This window comes from Serratia sp. BNK-33-b (genome assembly GCF_048684565.1).
GTDB lineage: Bacteria > Pseudomonadota > Gammaproteobacteria > Enterobacterales > Enterobacteriaceae > Serratia > Serratia marcescens.
In genome coordinates this window covers 2,602,466-2,624,026 of the sequence record NZ_JBLQTZ010000001.1, presented here as the reverse complement: position 1 = coordinate 2,624,026, position 21,561 = coordinate 2,602,466, and the positions used below count along the sequence as shown (strand labels likewise).

23 protein-coding genes are annotated in these 21,561 nt (G+C 58.9%); 9 read left to right on the top strand and 14 right to left on the bottom strand.

The window, feature by feature from the left end; translation table 11 throughout:
• Positions 1-20 precede the first annotated feature (20 nt).
• Positions 21-977, top strand: coding sequence for a DNA-binding transcriptional activator PunR (gene punR / locus ACMGGK_RS12455; RefSeq protein WP_151254779.1), 957 nt, complete (start codon positions 21-23; stop codon positions 975-977).
• Here the strand turns inward: punR and purR are convergent.
• Positions 965-1,990: an HTH-type transcriptional repressor PurR gene (gene purR, locus ACMGGK_RS12450; protein ID WP_004931336.1), complete on the bottom strand. Its 1,026-nt coding sequence runs from the start codon at positions 1,988-1,990 to the stop codon at positions 965-967. The two genes, punR and purR, sit on opposite strands and share 13 nt — an antisense overlap.
• Before the next feature lie 324 nt (positions 1,991-2,314).
• Here purR and ACMGGK_RS12445 point away from each other — a divergent pair, with 324 nt between their 5' ends.
• On the top strand, positions 2,315-2,404 hold the full coding sequence (locus tag ACMGGK_RS12445) for a YnhF family membrane protein (protein WP_004931335.1): 90 nt from the start codon (positions 2,315-2,317) through the stop codon (positions 2,402-2,404).
• Positions 2,405-2,468: 64 nt separating this feature from the next.
• Here ACMGGK_RS12445 and sodB read toward each other — a convergent pair whose 3' ends face one another.
• Positions 2,469-3,047: a superoxide dismutase [Fe] gene (sodB, locus tag ACMGGK_RS12440; protein WP_004931333.1), complete on the bottom strand. Its 579-nt coding sequence runs from the start codon at positions 3,045-3,047 to the stop codon at positions 2,469-2,471.
• A gap of 199 nt (positions 3,048-3,246) precedes the next feature.
• The gene (locus ACMGGK_RS12435; protein ID WP_049300308.1) at positions 3,247-4,065 is read right to left on the bottom strand and encodes a C40 family peptidase; all 819 of its coding nucleotides are present in this window, start codon (positions 4,063-4,065) and stop codon (positions 3,247-3,249) included.
• Positions 4,066-4,481: 416 nt separating this feature from the next.
• Between ACMGGK_RS12435 and ACMGGK_RS12430 the strand changes: the two genes are divergently transcribed.
• Entirely contained in the window at positions 4,482-4,829 is a 348-nt protein-coding gene (locus ACMGGK_RS12430; protein WP_004931329.1) for a Grx4 family monothiol glutaredoxin, read from the top strand.
• Positions 4,830-4,897: 68 nt separating this feature from the next.
• Here the strand turns inward: ACMGGK_RS12430 and rnt are convergent, their stop codons facing one another.
• The 6 genes from rnt to ACMGGK_RS12400 all read right to left on the bottom strand — a co-directional run bounded on the left by rnt (position 4,898) and on the right by ACMGGK_RS12400 (position 10,746).
• Complete coding sequence (gene rnt / locus ACMGGK_RS12425; protein WP_016927925.1) at positions 4,898-5,581, bottom strand: ribonuclease T; 684 nt, start codon at positions 5,579-5,581, stop codon at positions 4,898-4,900.
• A 79-nt stretch (positions 5,582-5,660) separates the two neighbouring features.
• Positions 5,661-6,068, bottom strand: a complete 408-nt coding sequence (gene gloA / locus ACMGGK_RS12420; protein WP_049300307.1) for a lactoylglutathione lyase — start codon at positions 6,066-6,068, stop codon at positions 5,661-5,663.
• A 342-nt stretch (positions 6,069-6,410) separates the two neighbouring features.
• Complete coding sequence (locus tag ACMGGK_RS12415) at positions 6,411-7,514, bottom strand: alkene reductase (protein ID WP_016927923.1); 1,104 nt, start codon at positions 7,512-7,514, stop codon at positions 6,411-6,413.
• A gap of 89 nt (positions 7,515-7,603) precedes the next feature.
• Entirely contained in the window at positions 7,604-8,224 is a 621-nt protein-coding gene (locus ACMGGK_RS12410) for a TetR/AcrR family transcriptional regulator (RefSeq protein ID WP_079449299.1), read from the bottom strand.
• A 103-nt stretch (positions 8,225-8,327) separates the two neighbouring features.
• Positions 8,328-9,965 carry a phosphoethanolamine transferase EptA gene (gene eptA / locus ACMGGK_RS12405; protein WP_016927921.1) on the bottom strand — a complete coding sequence of 546 codons (1,638 nt, stop codon included), beginning with the start codon at positions 9,963-9,965 and terminating at the stop codon, positions 8,328-8,330.
• Positions 9,966-10,104: 139 nt separating this feature from the next.
• Complete coding sequence (locus tag ACMGGK_RS12400; protein ID WP_016927920.1) at positions 10,105-10,746, bottom strand: NAD(P)-dependent oxidoreductase; 642 nt, start codon at positions 10,744-10,746, stop codon at positions 10,105-10,107.
• A 139-nt stretch (positions 10,747-10,885) separates the two neighbouring features.
• Between ACMGGK_RS12400 and ACMGGK_RS12395 the strand changes: the two genes are divergently transcribed.
• The 3 genes from ACMGGK_RS12395 to ACMGGK_RS12385 all read left to right on the top strand — a co-directional run bounded on the left by ACMGGK_RS12395 (position 10,886) and on the right by ACMGGK_RS12385 (position 13,074).
• Positions 10,886-11,815, top strand: coding sequence for a LysR substrate-binding domain-containing protein (locus ACMGGK_RS12395; RefSeq protein ID WP_187178368.1), 930 nt, complete (start codon positions 10,886-10,888; stop codon positions 11,813-11,815).
• Positions 11,816-11,838: 23 nt separating this feature from the next.
• Entirely contained in the window at positions 11,839-12,078 is a 240-nt protein-coding gene (locus tag ACMGGK_RS12390) for a DUF1289 domain-containing protein (RefSeq protein ID WP_015377731.1), read from the top strand.
• Between the two features lie 99 nt (positions 12,079-12,177).
• Entirely contained in the window at positions 12,178-13,074 is an 897-nt protein-coding gene (locus ACMGGK_RS12385) for an aldo/keto reductase (RefSeq protein ID WP_004931312.1), read from the top strand.
• Positions 13,075-13,133: 59 nt separating this feature from the next.
• On the opposite strand, the gene ACMGGK_RS12380 is transcribed toward ACMGGK_RS12385, so the two are convergent.
• Positions 13,134-14,978 (bottom strand): polyurethanase, encoded by a 1,845-nt coding sequence (locus ACMGGK_RS12380; RefSeq protein ID WP_049300536.1) that lies wholly within the window; start codon positions 14,976-14,978, stop codon positions 13,134-13,136.
• 241 nt (positions 14,979-15,219) lie between these two features.
• On the opposite strand from ACMGGK_RS12380, the gene sodC reads away from it, so the two are divergent.
• On the top strand, positions 15,220-15,741 hold the full coding sequence (sodC, locus tag ACMGGK_RS12375; RefSeq protein WP_033640491.1) for a superoxide dismutase family protein: 522 nt from the start codon (positions 15,220-15,222) through the stop codon (positions 15,739-15,741).
• Here sodC and ACMGGK_RS12370 read toward each other — a convergent pair whose 3' ends face one another.
• Genes ACMGGK_RS12370 through ACMGGK_RS12360 form a run of 3 tightly spaced genes read right to left on the bottom strand, consistent with a single transcriptional unit; the run spans position 15,742 to position 18,879 of the window.
• The gene (locus tag ACMGGK_RS12370) at positions 15,742-17,772 is read right to left on the bottom strand and encodes an FUSC family protein (RefSeq protein ID WP_049300533.1); all 2,031 of its coding nucleotides are present in this window, start codon (positions 17,770-17,772) and stop codon (positions 15,742-15,744) included.
• A gap of 3 nt (positions 17,773-17,775) precedes the next feature.
• On the bottom strand, positions 17,776-18,639 hold the full coding sequence (locus ACMGGK_RS12365) for an HlyD family secretion protein (protein ID WP_004931305.1): 864 nt from the start codon (positions 18,637-18,639) through the stop codon (positions 17,776-17,778).
• A 3-nt stretch (positions 18,640-18,642) separates the two neighbouring features.
• Positions 18,643-18,879 (bottom strand): DUF1656 domain-containing protein, encoded by a 237-nt coding sequence (locus ACMGGK_RS12360; RefSeq protein ID WP_004931303.1) that lies wholly within the window; start codon positions 18,877-18,879, stop codon positions 18,643-18,645.
• 180 nt (positions 18,880-19,059) lie between these two features.
• Here ACMGGK_RS12360 and slyA point away from each other — a divergent pair, with 180 nt between their 5' ends.
• On the top strand, positions 19,060-19,491 hold the full coding sequence (slyA, locus tag ACMGGK_RS12355; protein ID WP_004931301.1) for a transcriptional regulator SlyA: 432 nt from the start codon (positions 19,060-19,062) through the stop codon (positions 19,489-19,491).
• Positions 19,492-19,583: 92 nt separating this feature from the next.
• Here the strand turns inward: slyA and ACMGGK_RS12350 are convergent, their stop codons facing one another.
• Complete coding sequence (locus ACMGGK_RS12350) at positions 19,584-20,048, bottom strand: glycine zipper 2TM domain-containing protein (protein WP_420278076.1); 465 nt, start codon at positions 20,046-20,048, stop codon at positions 19,584-19,586.
• 359 nt (positions 20,049-20,407) lie between these two features.
• Here ACMGGK_RS12350 and anmK point away from each other — a divergent pair, with 359 nt between their 5' ends.
• Positions 20,408-21,529, top strand: a complete 1,122-nt coding sequence (gene anmK, locus ACMGGK_RS12345; RefSeq protein WP_016927911.1) for an anhydro-N-acetylmuramic acid kinase — start codon at positions 20,408-20,410, stop codon at positions 21,527-21,529.
• Positions 21,530-21,561 lie beyond the last annotated feature (32 nt).

Genomic DNA, 21,561 nt, shown 5'->3' with positions numbered 1-21,561 from the left:
AAAAAATTGAAGGCAAAGCGATGTGGTCTGAATATTCTCTTGAAGTTGTTGACGCGGTGGCGCGTACTGGCAGTTTCAGCGCGGCGGCGCAGGAGCTGCACCGGGTGCCGTCGGCGGTGAGCTATACCGTGCGGCAACTGGAACAATGGCTGGCGGTGCCGCTGTTTGAGCGGCGTCACCGTGATGTGGAGTTGACGCCGGCCGGCGCGCTGTTTATCAAGGATGCGCGAGTTGTTATCAAAAAAATGCTCGACACCCGCCGCCACTGTCAGCAGGTGGCCAACGGCTGGCGCGGCCAGCTGAATATCGCAGTCGACATCATCGTCAAACCCCAGCGCAGCCGCCAGCTAGTGCTGGATTTCTACCGCCATTTCCCCGATGTTGAACTGATGCTGCAACCCGAAGTGTTCAACGGCGTTTGGGATGCGTTGGTGGACGGCAGGGTGGACATGGCGATCGGCGCCACGCGCGCGGTGCCGGTCGGTGGCGGCTTTGCCTTCCGCGATATGGGCTACATGAACTGGCTGTGCGTAGTCAGCCCACAGCATCCGCTGGCGCAGCTGGCAGGGCCGTTAAATGACGATCGGTTGAGGCCGTACCCTGCGCTTTGTCTGGAAGACACCTCGCGCAATCTGCCCAAGCGCGTCACCTGGACGCTGGATAACCAGCGGCGGCTGGTGGTGCCGGACTGGACATCGGCGCTCGACTGTCTGTGCGCCGGGCTGTGCGTCGGCATGATGCCGGCGCATCTGGCGCTGCCGCTGGTGCAGCGCGGTGAGCTGAAGGCGTTGCAGTTGCAGCAGCCGTTTCCCGCCAGCCCCTGCTGCCTGACCTGGCAACAGGATAAACCGTCACCGGCGATGAGCTGGCTGCTGGCGTATTTGGGCGATGGCGAGACGCTGAATCAGGAGTGGCTGAGTGAGGCTGCACCGGAAGCCGCGCAGGCCTCCGGCAGGGAAGATGATCAGCGGCGGTAGTCGATGAACGGACCATCGGCGACCGAACGGCGTTCGACCAGCTTCGGATGCACTTCGATCACCTGCGATTCTTCGCGCTTGCTGATGATGCGATCCAGCAGCATGGTGAAGGCCATTTCTCCCAGGCGTTCTTTCGGCTGGTGAATGGTGGTCAGCGCCGGAGTGAAGTAGCGGGCGTTGCGCACGTTGTCATAGCCGATCACGGAAATATCCTGCGGCACTCGCAGCCCCAGCTCGTCAGCGGCGCAGATGGCGCCCATCGCCATGATGTCGCCGCCGCAAAATACCGCGGTCGGCCGCTGTTTTTGCGACAGGATTTGGTGCATCGCCTTGTAGCCGGACTCCGGCTCGAAGTCACCCTGGACGATCCACTCTTCGCGAATGTCGATATGCGCTTCCTGCAGCGCCTTCATAAAGCCCTGATGACGGCCGCCGCCGGTGTTGCGCGACAGCTGGCCCGGGATGGCGCCGATATCGCGGTGGCCGCGCTCGATCAGGTAACGGCCGGCCAGATAGCCGCCTTCGAACGCGTTATCGATGATGGTGTCGGTGAAGTCGCCGCGCGCGGCGCCCCAGTCCATCACCACCATCGGGATATTACGGTAGTCCTCCAGCATGCCCAGCAGTTGATCCGGGTATTCGGAACACATGACCAGCAGGCCGTCGACGCGCTTTTGCGCCAGCATCGCCAGGTAGGCGCGCTGCTTGTCCAGATTGTTGTGCGAGTTGCACAGGATCAGGGTGTAACCTTTGCTGTAGCAGCTATTTTCCACCGCCTCGATCACTTCGGCAAAATAGGGCGCTTCGCTCGAGGTGGCCAGCAGGCCGATCGACTTGGTGTGATTGACTTTCAGGCTGCGCGCCACGGCGCTCGGCGAGTAGTGCAGCTCTTTGATGGCGGCCCACACGGCCGCTTTGGTCTCTTCGGCGACGAAACGAGTCTTATTGATGACGTGCGAAACGGTGGTGGTGGAAACGCCCGCGCGTTTGGCCACATCTTTAATCGTTGCCATGTAAGGAATGACTCCTGAACTCACATGTTTACAGCATGTAAGTGTGATGTTAATCGTTTGCCTACGTAGATCCTTCTCCAGAGAAGCGAAAACTGAGTTTTTAGTGTGTTGAAGTCTTCAGCGCTTAATCAGGAGGGGCATGGATGCCGGTACGCAGTTGTGAACTGCGAATTTTGTCGCATATTGAACAAAAGTGGAAGAGGTAATCGAGATTATAAACCGGGAAATGATAACAAGATTTTATCGGCGAACTGTGGGAAAATGATTTGACGTACTAATTGTGCGCCTTTTATCCTTAGGAAAGCCCATTTTAAAGGAGTTGTCATGGATACCGATCTGAAGATGTCTCTGTTCACTACCGTCGGCGCGTTGGCGATGATCATCGCTTTCAGCTTTGTCGCCGCGTTGAACTGATTTCCCGCCAGTTTTAAAAAAGGCGCAGCCAAGCTGCGCCTCATCACTTAGGCAAGGCCTGCGCTTACGCCAGGTTTTCCGCCGCAAATGTCCAGTTGACCAACGCCCAGAAGTTTTCCAGGTATTTTGGACGCGCATTGCGGTAATCGATGTAATACGCGTGTTCCCACACGTCAACGGTCAGCAGCGGTTTATCTTCACCGGTCAGCGGAGTTGCCGCGTTGGAGGTGTTGACGATCGCCAGCGCGCCGTCCGGTTTTTTCACCAGCCAGGTCCAGCCGGCGCCGAAGTTTTTCACGGCGGCATCGGTGAACTGTTCTTTGAACGCAGCGAAAGAGCCGAAGGATTTGACGATCGCGGCCGCCAGTTCGCCCTGCGGTTCACCGCCGCCCTGTGGCGACAGGCAGTGCCAGTAGAAGGTGTGGTTCCACACCTGCGCGGCGTTGTTGAACACGCCGCCGTTGGAGGTCTTGATGATCTCCTCGAGCGATTTGCCCTCGAACTCGCTGCCTTTCACCAGGTTGTTCAGGTTAACTACGTAGGTATTGTGGTGTTTGCCGTAGTGGTATTCCAGGGTCTCGGCGGAGATGTGCGGCTCGAGCGCGTTTTTCTCATACGGTAATGCAGGTAATTCAAACGACATTGCTTCCTCCTTTACAGCGCCACTTTTTTCCCGCCGAGGCGGGAGCCAGATGGGCCGTTTTTTATTGTGGTCATTCAATCTTAACAATTTTCATCATAAAAAACAGGAGGAAAAGCGAGAAATGCGCGTGGGAGAGTGCGATGGGCGATAGCTTGAGCAGGCGGTTGCGACCGGGGCCGCAACCGCGCAGAACAGGGAATTAACGGATGGTTTTCGGCGTCACTACGCGGCGTGCGCCGATGTAGTGGTTCTGCCAATAGTCGTTGTCGAGCTGGCTGATGCGGATCTCTTCGCCGGTGCGCGGCGACTGGATGAATTTGCCGTTGCCGAGATAAACGCCGACATGATCCGCCACGCCGCGGTTGTTGATGCGGAAGAACACCAAATCGCCGCTTTCCAGTTCGCTTTTCTTGATCGGCGCCGCGTCTCGCAGGTGATACATTTCGTTGGCGGTGCGCGGCATCTTGATTTTCACCACGTCTTTATAGGCGTAATAGATAAGTCCGCTGCAGTCGAAGCCGGTGCGCGGCGAGCTGCCGCCCCAGCGGTAAGGTTTGCCCATCTGATCCATCAGCTTGGCCATCGCGGTCTGCTTGGCGTGCTGGTAACGCTTTTTGTGCGCCGGGCTGAGTTTCAACGGTTTTTCATCACGCGCCAGCTTGGCGGTAGCCATACCGGCGTCGCGGTGGCGGCCATAGCCTTTTTTATAGCCCTTTTTCGGCGGGGTGACTTTAATTTTGGCGATTTTCTGCGCTTTGGCCTTGGGTTTGGCGCTGACGATCTTTTTCGCGCTTTTCTCGCTTTTGACCTTGGCGGTCCTGGTTTTTTTCTCGGGGGCCGTCACTTTGGCTTTTTTGGCGGCTTTATCCGCTTTCTTTTTTCTGCGGTCATCGGGCCGCGCTTCATTAGCATGGCTTTTACGCTGCTCGGCGGCAACGCGCGCCTGTGGCGCAGCGTGCGCCAAATTGAAGAAGAGCTGCGTAAACAGCAGCGCAAAGAGCGTAAGAATTAAACGCATGTCGACGTCACCAACCTTGGCCCCGAAACGGATATCGAAAGAGTTACAGTATTCCCGAACTTCGCCATATAAAACAGCGAAGAACTCATAAATAATAATCCATATTGTGAGAAAACGTTAATGACATTTTTTTTGGTTTAAAATCAGCCTGTTGATGTATAAAAAAGCGCCAGGCGACGGTGGCGGATATAATTAAGCCGCGCCGTCATCGCGGCGCAATATATTAGTGAAATGGTCGGATTAAAAATGTTATTCTCAACGTATGTTTTGACCGGAATGACGTGGCCGGTGAAACGCGATCGGCGGCGGGCGAATATCCTTGCAAAAGATGGCGTTTTCTTGCGACTGTTCCAGCCGCTACAATAGCCCGCGTGATGCATGTTGTAGCCATGAAATGTGGCTTGAGGAAGCAATAAATGACGACGACACTTGAAAAAATTCAGCACCAGATCGCTGAAAACCCGATTCTGCTGTACATGAAAGGTTCGCCAAAGCTGCCGAGCTGCGGCTTTTCCGCGCAGGCTGTGCAAGCGCTGTCCGCCTGCGGCGAGCGTTTCGCCTACGTGGACATTTTGCAGAACCCGGACATCCGCGCCGAGCTGCCAAAATACGCCAACTGGCCGACGTTCCCGCAGCTGTGGGTAGATGGTGAGCTGGTTGGCGGTTGCGATATCATCATCGAGATGTATCAGCGCGGCGAACTGCAGCAGCTGATCAAAGAAACGGCAGAAAAGTATAAAGCGCAAGAAGACCAGCAGTCTTAATCGACGGGCTTGCGATTATCGCGTAACGGGCGGCGCCAGTGCAAACTGGGCCGCCTTTTTTGTTGATTTTATTCGGCGAGATCGCCGGCAGGCAGCGGCCAGCCGCCGAGACGTTTCCAGCGGTTAACCAGCTCGCAAAACAGCAGGGCGGTTTGCTCGGTGTCGTACAGCGCAGAGTGCGCCTGGCTGCTGTCGAACGGCATACCGGCCGCGATACAGGCTTTCGCCAACACCGTTTGGCCCAGCACCAGGCCGCTCAGCGCGGCGGTGTCGAAGGTGGCGAACGGATGGAACGGGTTGCGCTTCAGGCCGGCACGTTCGGCCGCGGCCATCAGGAAGCTGTGATCGAAGTTGGCGTTGTGCGCCACGATAATGGCCCGGTTGCACCCGCGATCCTTGAGCCCTTTGCGCACCGCTTTGAAAATGGCGTGCAGCGCGTCGTATTCGCTGACCGCGCCGCGCAGCGGATTGTGCGGATCGATGCCGTTAAACGCCAGCGCTTCCGGCTGCAGGTTGGCGCCCTCGAAAGGCTCCACGTGGAAGTGCAGGGTTTCGTCCCGCTGCAGCCAGCCGTCCTCATCCATTTTCAGCGTGACGGCGGCGATCTCCAGCAACGCATCGGTATTGGCGTTGAAGCCGGCGGTTTCAACATCTATTACTACGGGATAAAACCCACGAAAACGACCACTCAGGGCGTTAAGATCACTTTTCTCGGCCATCAGTTTCTTATCTTCATCGAATGCAGCGCGCATTATGGCAAATTTTGCGCCCGGTTGCAGGCGCTATCGCGCGGAGAATCAGCAGGGCGCCAGCGCGCCCTGAAGGGGAGGCTTAGTGGCCGAGGCCCTGACCGGCGTGTTTGTTTTCGATCAGCTCAATTTTGTAGCCGTCCGGATCTTCGACGAAGGCGATGACCGTGGTGCCGCCTTTCACCGGGCCGGCTTCGCGGGTGACTTTGCCGCCTGCGCGACGGATGCTGTCGCAGGTGGCGGCAACGTCGTCCACGCCCAGCGCCAGGTGGCCGAAGGCGGTGCCCATGTCGTAGCTGTCGGTGCCCCAGTTATAGGTCAGTTCGATAACCGAGCCTTCGCTCTCTTCCGTATAGCCGACGAAAGCCAGGGAGTATTTGTACTCCGGGTTTTCGCTGGTGCGCAGCAGGCGCATGCCTAATACCTTGGTGTAGAAGTCGATGGCGCGTTGCAGGTCACCGACGCGGATCATGGTATGGAGTAAGCGCATAATTCCTCTGAATTGACTGTGCCGTGGCAGACGGCGGGTGGATTGAAGCACAAGCGAGTATAGCCTTGTCCCGCAAGGGAATTCAACGTAACGAGTTGGTGACAATGTCACTTCATGGTCTCGCGTCGCGGGTGTCTAAATATTGATCGAGCGTACCGATCGATACAGAGTAATTGATCTGCACAATCAATTATCTATTCCAGCGGCGATCGTGTAAAAATCGAACGGCAATAAAGATCAACACTAGGGAACACCGGCCCGCCTCGTGCGGGCCTTTTTGCGTTTGCGCGCGATGCATAAAAAACGGCCATGCGATTGCGTGGCCGTTGGAGTCAGGACGGGTTACTTCGCCAGAAACGGATAGTCGGTATAGCCTTCGGCGCCGCCGCCGTAGAAGGTTTCCGGCTTAGGTTCGTTCAGCGGGGCGTGCTGACGGAAACGCTCTACCAGATCCGGGTTGGCGATGTAGCTGCGGCCGAAGGCCACCGCGTCGATAAAACCTTTTTCGATCAACGCTTCGGCTTTTTCAGCGGTGTAGGCGCCGGCGCCGACGATCACCCCTTTAAAGTGGGCGCGCACCGAGTCGCGGAAGGCGTCGGAATACGGTTTGCCGCCGGCCCAGTCCGGTTCGGAGATGTGCAGGTAAGCGATGTTGCGCTTATTCAGCTCTTCCACCAGATACAGCGCCGCTTCTTCCTGATCTTCGCCGTTGTCCAGCCCGTTGAACGGCCCCAGCGGCGAGATGCGGATACCGATGTGTTCGGAACCCCATTCGGCGATGGTGGCGTCGACCACTTCCAACGTCAGGCGGGTGCGATTCTCGATGCTGCCGCCGTATTGATCGGTGCGTTGGTTGGAAGCCGGTGACATGAACTGGTGCAGCAGATAGCCGTGGGCAGCATGCAGCTCGATGAAGTCGAAGCCGGCTTCGCGCGCGTTAGCGGTTGCTTGGCGGAAATCGTTGATGATGCCCGGGATCTCGCTGGTTTCCAGCGCGCGCGGTGTGGAGGTCGGTACGCGCACCCAGGCGCCGGTTTCATCTCGCACGGTGGTGCGGGTTTCGGCGTTGATTGCCGAAGGCGCGACCGGCGCTTGTCCGCCCGGCTGCAGGCTGGCGTGGGAGATGCGGCCTACATGCCACAGCTGTACGGCGATGTGGCCGTTTTTGTCGTGTACCGCCTGCGTGATGTGTTTCCACGCGGCGATCTGTTCCGGGGTATGCAGGCCCGGCGCGCCGGCGTAGCCTTTCGCCTGGAAGGAGATCTGCGTCGCTTCGGTCACGATCAGGCCGGCGCCGGCGCGCTGCGCATAGTATTCCGCCATCAGTGGCGTAGGAATATCGCCCGGTTCGATGCTGCGCAGACGCGTCAGCGGAGCCATAAACACGCGGTTGGGCAGGGTGACGGCGCCAACCTTCAGCGGAGAGAGCAATTTTTCAGTCTTCATAGTGCATCCTGTATTTAATAGACCGGTCGTCTAGTAATGGGCGATAAAAAAACACGAACTGCATTTTTCACGAAAAATGACGGTTGTCGTCACCGTTGCGGCGGGCGCAGCAGCAACTCGATGCTTTCCAGCGCACTGGTTAACGGCGCCAGCGAATGACGGATCTTGGCGCGCAGCGAGGCACCGAGCCACAGTGAATACAGCGTTTCTGCAGTCGCCGCCGGGCTCATGGCCACCGACAGCGAGCCCTCGGCGATACCGCGCTCGATGGCCTCCTGCAGATGGCCGATCACGCGAGCGGTGCCCGTTTCCAGCGCATGGCGCATCGGTTCCGACAGATCGCTCACCTCGGCGGAAAGTTTCACCGCCAGGCAGGCGTTGTGGCATTCGCTGCGGCAGTGGTAGCTGATAGCCTGGGCGTAATAGCCGAGCAGCTGGTGGCGGGCATCGCCGCGTCTGTCGGCAAACAGCGCCTGCATTTCTGCATCATAATGCGCGAAATAGCGCTGCAGCATCGCTTCGCCGAAGGCTTCCTTCGAGCGAAAATAGTGGTAGAACGAGCCTTTCGGCACGCCCGCGGTGGCCAGCAGTTCGCTCAGCCCCATGCCGGTAAAGCCGAGGCGCAGGCTGAGGGTTTCGCCGGTGGCGAGCAGATGTTCACGTGTATCCACGTTGCAATGCGTTGATTTGGTCATCATGGCGCCGAGCATAATAGACCGATTGGTCTAGGTCAATGGGAATAAAAAAACCGGCGCACAAAACGCCGGTTTGTCTGCAAGACATTGTGCCCCAGCGGCACGCGGAAGTTAAGCGCTACGCCGCGTTGCGGCAACGCTGCAGGATATCCAACTGGGATTGATATTCGCGGGTCTGTACGTTCAGCATGCCCAACAGGGTGTGGAACAGGTTGTCCTGTGAAACCTCGTCCTTTTCCGCCAACGTATTCAGACACTGGCGATCGATGTCGAAATTGCGCTGATAGTCGGCCGACATCCACATCAGGAAAGGCACGTGCGTTTGTTGGCTCGGCGCGAAGACATAAGGCGTGCCGTGCAGATACATGCCGTTCTCCCCCAGCGATTCGCCGTGATCGGATAAATAGACCAGCGCGGTATTGAACCGATCGTCATACTGCCGCAGCAGCTTGATGGTGGCATCGAGCATCGCGTCGGTATACAGGATTGAGTTGTCGTAGGTGTTCACCAACTGTTCATGGCTGCAATCCTGGATCTGATTACTGTTGCAGGTCGGTGAAAACGCCTGGAACTCTGGCGTGCTGCGGCGATAGTAAGCCGGGCCGTGGCTGCCCATCTGGTGCAGCACGATCACACCATCGTCTTTCAGGCTATTGATGTAGTCGTTCAGCTTGTACAGCAGCACGTTGTCCATGCAAACCTCGCCGTCACAGTCCTGCGGCAGTTTCAGCTTGGTCATGTCGATGTGCGGCACCCGGTCGCAGGCGCCTTTGCAACCGCCGTCGTTATCGCGCCACAGCACATTGACGCCGGCATGCGCCAGCACGTCGAGCATGCCTTCCTGGTGCGTCGCCTGAGTCGCGTCATACTCCTTGCGTGGCATGTTGGAGAACATGCAGGGCACGGAGATCGCCGTTTCGGTGCCGCAGGAACTGGCGTTCTTGAAGTAGACCACGTCGTCCTGCTTCAGGCGCGGGTTGGTTTCGCGCCCGTAACCGCCGAGGGAGAAGTTTTCGGCGCGGGCGGTTTCGCCCACGACCAGGATCACCAGCGTTTTCTTGGTCTGCCTGGCGATCAGCGGCCCTTTACGCGCATCTTCGCCGATCTTGACCAGCGGCAGATTGCGGGTGAAGTAACGCTGTTCGGTAAACTTGATGGTGCCGGCCACGAAGTTGGAAGGCGTCAACATCTTCACCACGCTTTTATTGTTGCGGATCAGCGAAGCGTAGTCTTTGTAGAACAGCGCGGCGACGATCAGGATCACCACCAACGACAGCATGACGTTGGCGGCGCGCAGCCCGACCATGTACCACCAGGGGCGAGTCTGGCGAATTTGGGTGAAGCAGACCGCAACCGCCGGCAGAATGCCGAGCAGCGCCAGCCACAATCCCATGCGCGGCGTCAGCAGCGCGGTCGCCTCCTGGGGGTTGGTTTCGAAGGCGTTTTGCATCATGTTGCCATCGATCACCACACCATAGCTGAACATGAAATAGTTGGCTGCGGCGCTGCCGAGCAAGAAAAAGATGATCAACGGCTTACGCAGGTAGGGCACGGTCAACACGCTGAAGATAATATTCAGCGCGCAAAAGATCACCACCGGCATACTGGCCGCGAAAATCACGCTGTGGACGCTATCGAAGGTGATATACGACCAGGCGCGATGCAGGAATAACGCGTTTTGAAACAGAGTGAAGAACAGGGCGGCGGCGAGGGTAAAACCGAGGCTGTTGCACTGTAAGCGTTGACGTAACCACATTGCCAATGTCGGGATCCTGAAAGTAGATAATGTCGTGAAATCTACCGGATGAAACTTAAGAAAACCTTAGAAATTCAGAATACTGGCGACGGAGAATACGTGAAAACCGCCAGGCCGAGCGGCCTGGCGGCAGGGCAGTTTAGTAGGCGGCGGTGAATTGCGCGCGAATAAACTGAGGTTTTTCAATCTCATCAACGATAGCGACTGCCAGATCTTCCACCGAAATGCTGGCCGGCGCTTCGCCGTTCATCAGCAGTTGCGTGGTGCCGAGGCGGAACTGGCCAGTGCGTTTGCCCGGCTCCAGCAGGGCGGCCGGCGAAAGATAGGTCCAGTCGAGTGCCGACTCGTTACGCAGTTTGTTGCGCAGATCGCGCACCGCCTGCGCGCCGGGGCGGATATTTTCCGGGAACTGCGGCGTATCCACCAGTTCAACGCCCGGCGCCACTTCCAGGCTGCCGGCTCCGCCGACCACCAACAGGCGTTTGACGCCGGCCTGCTCGACCGCGGTGAGGATCTGCTGGGCGCCGCGGGTGGTTTTCTCATACAGGTTGTCTTCGCCCCAGCCTGGGTTGTAGGCGCTGATCACCGCGTCCTGGCCGCGCAATTGTCCCGCCAGCCAGGCGGTGTCGGCGACGTCGCCCAGTGCGACGGTCAGATTGGCGTGCTCCGGCAAATCTTTTTTCTGGCGCGCGATTGCCGTCACCTGAATACCGCGAGCCAGCGCTTCATCCACCACGCGGCGGCCAACAAAACCGGTTGCTCCAATAATGGCTACTTTCATCTGTATGCTCCTTCGGGGATAGGTTCAGTATCGTGAGGCAGGCCGATGTGCCTGCCGCGTGGTTTCTACTCTAGTCCTTAACAATAGCCGTGATTAGTGCCATATTCATGCTTTCTTGATTAAGTAAAACTTCATAATCGTGGATAAACTCAATCGAATGGCGGTATTCGCCACCGTGGTGGCGGAGGGCTCGCTGGCCGGTGCGGCGCGGCGTCTGGGCATGACGCCGTCGGCGGTCAGCCAGCACATGCGCTCGCTGGAGAAGGCGCTTGGGGTGCCGTTGCTGCATCGTTCCACCCGCCGTCTGGCGCTGACCGAGGCGGGAGCGGCGTTCTATCCCGGCTGCGAGGCGATGCTGCAACAGGCGCTGCAGGCGGAGCAGCGGTTGGCTGAGCTGCGGGATACGCTGGTGGGTGAGCTGCGCATCGCCACCCCGGTCGGCATCGGCGGCCGCTCGTTGGCGGAGGCGCTGTCGCCGCTGTTGCAGGCGCATCCCAAGCTCACGCTGCGCGTGCTGGCGGACGATCGCATCGTCGATATGATAGAACAACGGGTCGACATTGCGCTGCGGGCCAACCGGCAGCTGGCGGACGCCAATATGATCGCGCATCCGCTGACGGCGTGGCCGATGGTGCTGTGCGCCGCACCGCGCTACCTCAGCCAGCATGGGGTGCCGGAAAAACCGCAGGATTTGGTACAGCACCGTTGGATTTCCAGCGGCTACAGCGGGGCGCATCTGGATTTGCTGCACCAGTCCGGCCAGCAGGTCAAGCTGCGGCTGGCGGAAGGACAGATCGTCAGCGAGAGCATGAACGTGATGCGCGCCTTTACCCGCGCCGGGCTGGGCATTTCCGCTCAGCCGCTGTATGAAATTGGCGACGAACTGCAGCGCGGCGAGCTGTTGCTGCTGTTGCCGGAGTGGCGGCCGGCGGCGCTCCGGCTGCACGCGCTGACGCTCGAACGCAATGTGCCGGAAAAAAGCCGCCAGGCGCTGCGCTATTTGCGCGACTATTTTCGCCGCAATGGCGAAAAGGGACTTGCCAGCGGCGGCGATGGCGTCTTCAATTAGCAAGAGAACGCAGGAGGAGCCTCGTGGCGCAGCAGCTTGAGTTTTTCGACATCCCCAGTCCGTGTCGCGGCATTTGCCAGGCCGACGATCGTGGATTCTGCCGTGGCTGCCTGCGCAGCCGCGAGGAGCGTTTCGGCTGGATGAACATGAGCGATGCGCAAAAGCGCGAGGTGCTGCGCCTGTGCCGTCAACGCTTCCTGCGGCTGCAGCGCGCCAATAAAGCGCCCGACGAGCCGCTGCCGGAGCAACCGTCGCTGTTTTAACCTTTCCTGATCTGCCGCACGTTCGTGTGGCTTACCGCTTCCCTGTGCCTCACCGGCTTGTGTATGCTGGCTGACAACTAATGTCATGAGGTTTTCGCAATGGTAGAACGTATTCGTCTCGCGCCGCAGGGGCCTGAATTTTCCCGCATGATTTGCGGTTACTGGCGGTTGATGGAGTGGGGCATGTCGCCGCAGCAGCTGCTGACGTTCATCGAACAGCATGTCGAACTGGGCGTCACCACCGCCGATCACGCCGATATCTACGGCGGCTATGCCTGCGAACAGGCGTTCGGCGACGCGCTGCGCCTGAAGCCGGCGTTGCGTCAGTCGCTGGAATTGGTGACCAAGTGCGGCATCGCCACCACCGCCAAGCCCGGCAACCCGATCGGCCACTACATCACCGACCGCGATCATATCGTGCAGAGCGCGGAACAGTCGCTGCGCCATCTGCATACCGATTACCTCGATCTGCTGCTGATCCACCGCCCGGATCCGTTGATGGACGCTGACGACGTAGCCGAAGCCTTCGTTGCGTTGCACAAAAGCGGCAAGGTGCGCCATTTCGGCGTCTCCAACTTTACGCCCGCGCAGTTCCAACTGCTGCAGTCGCGTCTGCCGTTCACGCTGGCGACCAACCAGGTGGAGATCTCGCCGATTCACCAACCGGCCATTCTCGACGGCACGCTTGACCAGTGCCAGCAACTGCGCATCAAGCCGATGGCCTGGTCCTGCCTGGGCGGCGGGCGCCTGTTCAACGACGCCGAGTTTCAGCCGCTGCGCGACGAGCTGCAGCGGGTGGCGCAAGAGATCGGCGCGGAGACCATCGAGCAGGTGGTGTACGCCTGGGTGATGCGCCTGCCGTCGTCACCGTTGCCAATCATCGGCTCCGGCAAGATTGAGCGGGTGCGTTCGGCGCTCAAGGCGCAGAAACTGGTGCTGAGCCGCCAGCAGTGGTTCCGCATTCGCAAGGCGGCGCTGGGGTATGACGTGCCTTAAGGCGGGCAGAAAGAGGAAAGCCGGGCGGCGAAAGCGCCCGGCTTTTTTTATGCCGATGCTTAGGCCAACACCACCTGATCGGTGCTGAAGTGATCGAGCGAGACGCCGATCAGCGTGACCTGGCTGTGGCCGAAGGCCAGCACCAGATCGTCGTTTTGCTGCGTGGCGTAATCGCGGATATTGCCGCTGGCGCCTTCGGTGCCGATAAACACCAGTTTATCGCTGGCGTTGAAGCCATACAGCTGATCGCGGCCGAAATCGCCGCTGAACAGGAAGGTGTTGCCGTTGCCGACGCCCTTCAGAATGTCATCGCCGCTGCCGCCGACGAAGGTCAGGTTGCCGCCGGCGTGGCCGATCAGCGTGTCGTTGCCGGCGTTGCCGAACAGCCAGGCGTCGTGGCTGCGAGCCTGCAGGACGTCATCGCCGTCACCGCCGGTGGCGGCGGCGGCATAGGCTTTGAGGCCTGAGTCCGATTTCAATCCGGCGGCGGTTACCTGATGATCCACTTCTTTGTTGAAGATAAGCCAGGAGGTTTCTTTGCTGCGCAGGGTGCTGATGTCGTCCGCCAGCGTAATGCCGCCCTTGGCATCGCGCAGGTAAAGCGTGTTGCCGTCGTAGGCGACCTCGGTATTTTTCAACGCCTGCTGGGTATCGAAGATATTGTGGCCTTTGCCGCCGGCGATCAGGTTATAGCCGCCGGCGTCGCGGAAGATATCGTTGCCGTCGCGGCCCTCGAGATAGTCGTTGCCTTTGCCGCCCTTGATCAAATCATTGCCGTCGCTGCCGATGATAAACGTCGGCCCGCTGTGCGTTTCCGCGTTGCGGTTCAGGTCTTCCACCCAGGTATTGCCGCGCGTGACGTTCGACAGGTTGGAGACGATGATGGTCGAGTCTTTGTCGGTCAGCGAGTAAAACTCGGAGTTCAGCACCCGCATCAGGCCGTCCTGATAGAAGAACGGCAGGTGCGACAGCCAGGTCGGAATGTTGAGAATGGAAAACGGCAGCAGGTTCCAGGCGTCCGAGGCGTAGTGATCGTTGAAGTTGACGATATTGTTGGTGGCGGAGGTATGGGGCGCATCGTGAACGCCCAACGATGCCCCGGTCAGCGTGGTGCCGTCGAGCGCGCGGAACACCGGGTCGTTCTCGTAGCCGATGTTGAGCACCTTGCCGCCGGTTTCGTACTGGGTCGGCGAGGCGAAGGCGACATAGTTGGACTGCGCGTAGAAGCCGCTCCAGCTGGCGTCGCTCTGCGCCGCCATGCTGTTGACCGCCAGCCCGCCGAGGCTGTGGCCGCTGACCACCACGTCCTCGCCGCTCAGCCCGTGGGCCTGCGCGAATTTCGCCACGTCGCCCAGCAAGTTGCCGAAGGCCTTCAGCGTGTAGCCGTCGGCGTAGCCTTTCGGCCCGAACCCGGCCAGCAGATCGTTAATCACATCGCCGATGGTATCGCCGATCAACGACTCGCGCGGGCCGCTGGTGCCGCGAAATGAGATGCCAATGGCGGTGAGATTGCCTTCGCTGTCATATTTGCCCAGCACCTCGGCCTGTGCGGTGGTGTAACCGGCGGTCTCGCCGTAGTAGGTGCCGCGCGCATCGGTTTTGCCGGCGTAACCGAGCTGCTCGGCGCTGATCACCGACCAGCCGGCATTGTTTACCGCCTCCTGCGCGGCCTGTTCGGAGTCGGGATTCCAGGGGAGGCCCGGCAGGCCGCCCTGCGACTGGGTGCTGCCGATGAGCGCAGTGACCAGCGTCAGCGGCAGACCCAGCCCGAAACCGGTCTGGTGATAGCCTTCATCGAAGCCGTTATCGATATTGTGGTAAGCGTAGGTAGAGATGGCCAAGGCGTCGGAAAACAGCGCCTTCGACGCGTTTTCGTCCAGATCCTTATAGCTAAAGATGCCCATATCAGTTCCTTATGAAGTATGCCGCCTGGCCTGGAAGCGAACTCTCATGCGCCGGCGGTGGAAACAGGGAAACAACGTTAGCCGAACGACAGCTGGTCGGAGGACCAACATCGGTAGAATTATTATTAGTGCCAAATATTAGGTCTGCGAATCAAATTGGCGAGATTGTGCGTTGGTTAACAGTGCCGGCGCAGGCTCTCCTATACTGATAGCTCGATATAGTCATTAAGGAGACTGATTGATGAAACGTTATTGGTATGCGGCGCTCGGCCTGATGGCGTGTGGCGCGGCTCAGGCGGCGGCAACCGACGTCGAGATGCATCTGGTGACCGGGCAGGGTATCGGTCAGGACATCGGCAACGTGGTCATCAGCGAAACGCCGTACGGCTTACTGTTCACGCCGAGCCTGAAAGCGTTGCCGGCCGGAGTACACGGTTTCCACGTGCATGAAAAAGGCAGCTGCGAGCCGGGCATGAAGGACGGCAAAGCGGTGGCGGCGCTGGCGGCCGGCGGACATTTCGACCCGCAAAAGACCGGGAAACACCTCGGGCCGTACGCCGACGGGCACCTGGGTGATTTGCCGGCCATCTATGTGACCGCCGACGGCATGGCGAATTACCCGGTGTTGGCGCCGCGGCTGAAAAAAATCAGCGAAATTGAGGGCAAGGCGCTGATGGTGCACGCCGGCGGCGATAACCATTCGGATCATCCACAGCCGCTCGGTGGCGGCGGCGAACGCTTCGCCTGCGGCGTGATCAAGTGATCACCCGCCGCTAACGGCCGGTGCGGCGGCGGGCTGGCTCATCGCCTGTTGCAGCTGCTGCAGTGAGCAGTAAAGCCGCCAGATCAGGCCGGCCAGATCGCGCGCCGCCTGTTCCGGGTGATGCGCCAACGCGTTGCTCATGCGCAGCAGTTCCTGCAGCGTGGCGTCCAGCGAACTGTGCTGCACGCCTTTCTCCGTCATGATGCCGCGCAGGCAGTGGATACAGACGTTGCGCACCGCCGACAGTGGATCGGAACGGGTCTGCCAGTCGCGCAGCTGCCAGACGATATGGCTGCAGTTGAGCAGCACCACGCCCCAACGCAGCAGCCAGGTGCGCGCTTCCTGATCCTGACTTTGATTGAGTTGGCTGATGCGATGGTAGATCAGCGATTCGAACTGACTTTCGCTCTGCTGCGGCCGTTTGCTCAACTGATCGATAAAATCGCGCCGCAGCGCGCGGATAATGCGGCGGCTTTTGCGTTTGTCCGAGCTGGGGCGCAGGATCTGAAACGCCAACCCGGCCAGCAATACACCGACGATTTTAGCGATGTTGTCATTGATAAAGGACTGGTAGTCATAGCTCGGCGGATTGCTGACGGTCAGAAACGAGCCCATAAAGACGATCAGCTGCCCCCAAAGCGCGGCATAAGGCGGGTTCTGCAGCTTGAGCATCTGCATGGTCACCAGGATCGGGAACAGGAAGGCGCAAAACACCCAGAAATCGTCAATCTGGATCATCAAACCGAATTTCACCACGAAGCAGGCGACCGAGAGCAGCAGCACCGCCTTGAGCAAGGTGCTGACGCTGTTGATCGGCGAAGGCGTGGAAGAGTAGAGCACGCAGCTGATGGCGGTGAGCGTCAGCGCCGCGCTGCCGGCGTCCCATTGCGTGTTGATCCAGTAGGCGCAGCCGATCACGATGCATAAAAAGGTGCGCAGGCCGTTATAGGCGGCTTCGTAGCTGTCGGTATGGCGCGCCAGTGGGGTGACGCGCGGCGGCTGGAGATCGCTGACCGCCGTGGCGCTTTCCAACCGCCGCAGCCAGCGGTTGCAGCGCAGGTAGAGCCAACAGAAATCGCGTAACCGCAGCCAGAAGGCGCGATGGCGATAGTCCGCGGGATCGTGCGGCGCGATCTGCTGGAGCAGGCGCGCCAAGCGATATTTATCGGTGGCGGGATCGCGCAGTTCGTCCAGCAGTTGCGTCAGCACCGGCATCAGATTGGCGGGGCGATCCGGCCAGTTCAGCAGCATGCGGCGCAGGCTGGAGATGACGCTGGTAATGCGCAGCTGTTGATGCAGCAGATAGTTGAGCAGGTTATTTTGCCGCCGCAGCCGGTAGTGGCTCCAGAATGCCTGAATGCGCAGCAGGTTCATGGTCAGGATCTGGCCGATGACCCCTTCGTGCGAGGTGCGCATCTGCGCGGTGACCTCCGGCTGCCACAGCATGGCGGCGTGCTCCAGCAGCCGCAGCTGCATGCGCCGCAGCGAGGTCAGCAGGGCTTCGCCGTCGGAGGTGCTGGGCAGGATCATCATCATCAACCCGCCGCACAGAATGCCGGTGATCACTTCGCAAACGCGCGCCTGAGCGATGTCGAAGATCTGCTGGGTGTCGGTGACGTTGACCGTGCCGAAGGCGATGATGGCGGCGGTATAGCCCGCCAGCGCGAAGGCGTAAGAGACGTTGTTTTGGTAATGATTCGAGACGTAGGTGCACAGCCCGATCCAGGCGGCGATGAACAGCGTAAACAGCCAGGGATCGTTCAGGCAGTGGCCGGCGATCGCCACCGACGCGGCGGCGCCCACCAGGCTGCCGAAGATGCGGCCGATGCTTTTGCTGATCACGCCGCCGATGGTGGGGAAGCTCACCACCGCGGCGGAGGTGAGTGCCCAATAGGGTTCGTCGAGTTCGAGCACGAACGCCACCCACAGCGCCAGACACATCGCCAGCGAGTTGCGCAGGGCATAGCGCCATTGTCCGCCGGTCGCCTTACCCCAGGGGGTCCGGCTCCACTCCAGAAAAGGCAGATTCACACTTTAGTTCCGCTGATGAATCGAGATGGTGCAGGTGGTGCCGGCGACCAGCGTCAAATCGGCGGGCACGTTGAGCAATTTTATCCGCACCGGCACGCGCTGGGCCAAACGCACCCAAGGCACATTAGGCTTAACGTCCATTAATAGATCGTTGCTGCTGTCGACGCTCTGATCGTAAATGGCGCGCCCGATGCTCTCTACTTCCCCCTGCAGCGGCGTGTTGCCGTTATATAAAACGATGTCCGCTTTATTGCCTTCTTTTATATGCTTCAGCTTGGTTTCTTCGAAATATCCGAGCACATAAAACGAATGCACATCCACCAACGCCACCAGGGGCGTGCCGGCGTTGGCGTAGTTTCCGACGCGTGCCTGCAGGTTGGTGATATAACCGTCGGTTGGTGCATAAATTTTGGTTTTGCTCAAATTCCATTTGGCCTGTTCCAGGTTGGCCAGCGCGGCTTTATAGGCGGCCTTCATTGCCTGAGCGGCTAAATTGGACTCGTCCAAGTCTTCAGCGGAAATAACGTTACGCGGTAAACCGCGGCGGCGGGCAGCCTCGTGGTCCGCTTTGGCCAGATCGGATTGCGCTTTTGCCACCGCGGCCTCGGCATTGTCCAGCGCAATCTGGTAGGGCACCGGGTCGAGGGTAAAAATCAGACTTCCCGCAGGTACGAACTGATTGTCATTCGCGCTTATTTTCTCTAATCTTCCAGAGACTTCAGGGGTGATATTGACGAGTTCGGCGCGCACTTTTCCATCACGGGTCCATGGGGATTGCATATAATAATTCCAGAGCCACCAACCGGCGCAGACGGCAATGGCGCAGACGATCACCGTAGAGAAGTATTTTAATGTTTTATGCTGCATGGGTTACCAACTCGCTAAAATCCATAAGGAACCGCTGACGGTCAGAACGAAAATGGACAGGTCCATCAACATGGGATGCCAGATTTCACCGGAATACATCCAGTCTCTCAGCAGTTGATGAATCAGCAGCCATAAGACCAGTCCTAGTAAAAAAGCTTTAAATATAGGCGGAAAATAAAGCGATGCCCCCAGGACCAAATCGGGTAAGGGGGATGAGGTGTGTAACCATGATGTATTCACATTAACAATCCCTAAGGGTGAATATGTTGAATATTTGCATAACGATTAAACAATAACGGCTAAAAATAGTGGCTATTTCCACAATATACATTATATACATTTGTGTTTTTAATGTGAGTTACCCAAAATAGTCTAAACTCTGGGAGGTAATGTTAGCATGCTAATTATAAGGAGGGGGAAGTGGAGTCAACATTAGGTTCAGATTTAGCACGATTAGTTCGTGTTTGGCGCGCGCTCATCGATCATCGGCTCAAGCCGTTGGAGCTGACCCAAACGCACTGGGTCACTTTGCACAATATCAATCGTTTGCCGCCGGAGCAGTCGCAAATCCAGTTGGCCAAGGCGATCGGTATCGAGCAACCGTCACTGGTTCGCACGCTGGACCAATTGGAGGAGAAGGGGCTGATCACGCGTCACACCTGTGCCAACGATCGCCGCGCGAAGCGCATCAAGCTGACCGAGGCGGCCGATCCGATCATCAGGGAAGTGGACAGCGTGATCACGTCTACACGCAGTGAGATTTTAAGCGGCATTACCGCCGACGAAGTGCATCTGTTGGTAGGGCTGATTGGCAAGTTAGAACAAAATATCACCGAACTGCAGAACAAATAATAATATTCTTATTTTCTACGATTACAGTTTCACAGCATCAGAAATAAAACCGGAGGCGATTGCCTCCGGTTTGCCGTTTGTCGCCGACTGACTTACAGCGGGGAAACGGTGATGGTGTCGCCCATGCGCGCCATGCGCACACGCTGGCCAGGGCTGAACTTGCTGTCGCCCGCTTTCTGTACCACCACGATGTTCTCTTTCTGGTCGGTCTTGATTTCCAGCTCGTAGCCGGAGGTACGACCGGCCACTTCACCGATGCCGTTACCTGCCGCGCCGCCGGCAATAGCGCCCGCCGCGGTAGCCAGCGTACGACCGGTGCCGCCGCCAACGGTGTTGCCCAACAGCCCGCCAATCACCGCGCCGCCGATCATCCCCATGGCGTTGGAGCCTTCGCCGCCCTGAATTTTAACCGGACGCACGGAAACCAGCGTCCCGTAGGTGACGGTCTGTACCTGCTTGGCCTGCGAGGACGAGTAGACATCGCCGGACATGGATTCATTGGCACAGCCGGCCAGCGTAACGGCGGCGACGGCGACGACGAGAAGACGCTTGATCATATAAAACTCCTGATGGTAGTAGTCCATAGCCTGGCAATGCTCACCAGGCAAGATTCAGTGAAAATGATAGACAAAGTATGGCTGAAAGTTGACACACCGCCATGCTTCATCGCTGCATGCAGCTTAACTTTTCTCTGTTCAACCAATAATAAACCGCGGTTTACCTTTATGACAGCCTTGGCGACATTCCGTCGCCTGTTATGGCACGGTTTAACACATAGCCCGTGCCACAGCGGCGCCAGGGGGCATCTGGCTCACGGTGCGTAAAAAAAGCATCATAATTCATGGCGTTAATCCGGCAATTCTGGTTTATTTGTCAGGATAAATTTTGCTTACCGCGCGGGTTAGAGGATGTTGCTATGAAGTCAGGCCGCTATATAGGCGTCATGTCCGGCACCAGTCTGGACGGAATCGATGTGGTATTGGCCGCGATCGACGATCGCATGGTGGCGCAGCAGGCCAGCTATAGCCATCCGATGCCGATGGCGTTGAAAAAAGAGATCCTGGGGATGTGCCAGGGGCAGCAAACTACGTTGGCCGCCGTCGGCCGGCTGGACGCGCAGTTGGGCTCGCTGTTCGGCGAGGCGGTGCTCGGCCTGCTGAAGCAAACCGGCATCGACGCGGAGCAGGTCACCGCCATCGGTTGCCACGGCCAGACGGTGTGGCACGAGCCGGAAGGCGACGCGCGTTTCTCGATGCAGCTCGGCGATAACAACCGCATCGCCGCGCTGACCAATATCACCACCGTCGGCGATTTCCGCCGGCGTGACATGGCGTACGGTGGGCAGGGCGCCCCGCTGGTGCCGGCATTTCATCAGGCGCTGCTTGGGCATCCCGTCGAGCGGCGCATGGTGCTAAACGTCGGCGGCATCGCCAACCTTTCTCTGCTATTGCCCGGTACGGCGGTGCGCGGTTTCGATACCGGGCCGGGCAACATGCTGATGGACGCCTGGGTGTGGCGCCACCGCGCGCAGCCTTATGATCAGGACGGCGGCTGGGCGATGCAGGGGCGGGTCTGCTTGCCGTTGTTGCAGCAGATGCTGGCGGATCCGTACTTCGCGCAGCCGGCGCCGAAAAGCACCGGCCGCGAGTATTTCAATATCGCTTGGCTGGAACGGCAGCTGGCCGGATTGCCGGCGATTGCGCCGGTCGACGTACAGGCCACGCTCACGGAACTGACCGCCGTCAGCATCAGCGAACAGGTGCAGCTGGCCGGCGGGTGCGAGCGTCTGTTGGTGTGCGGCGGCGGGGCGCGCAACACGCTGCTGATGGCGCGTTTGTCGGCGCTGCTGCCGGGCACGGAAGTTGGGCTGACCGACGATTTCGGCGTCAGCGGTGACGACATGGAGGCGTTGGCCTTTGCCTGGCTGGCCTTCCGTACGCTGTCCGGCCAGGCCGGCAATCTGCCTTCGGTAACCGGCGCCAGCCGTGAAACGGTGCTGGGTGGGATTTATCCGGTTTTGCCATTGGGGGGCCGTTAGCTCTGTTAGGATAGCCTGTGAGGATTTTTCTA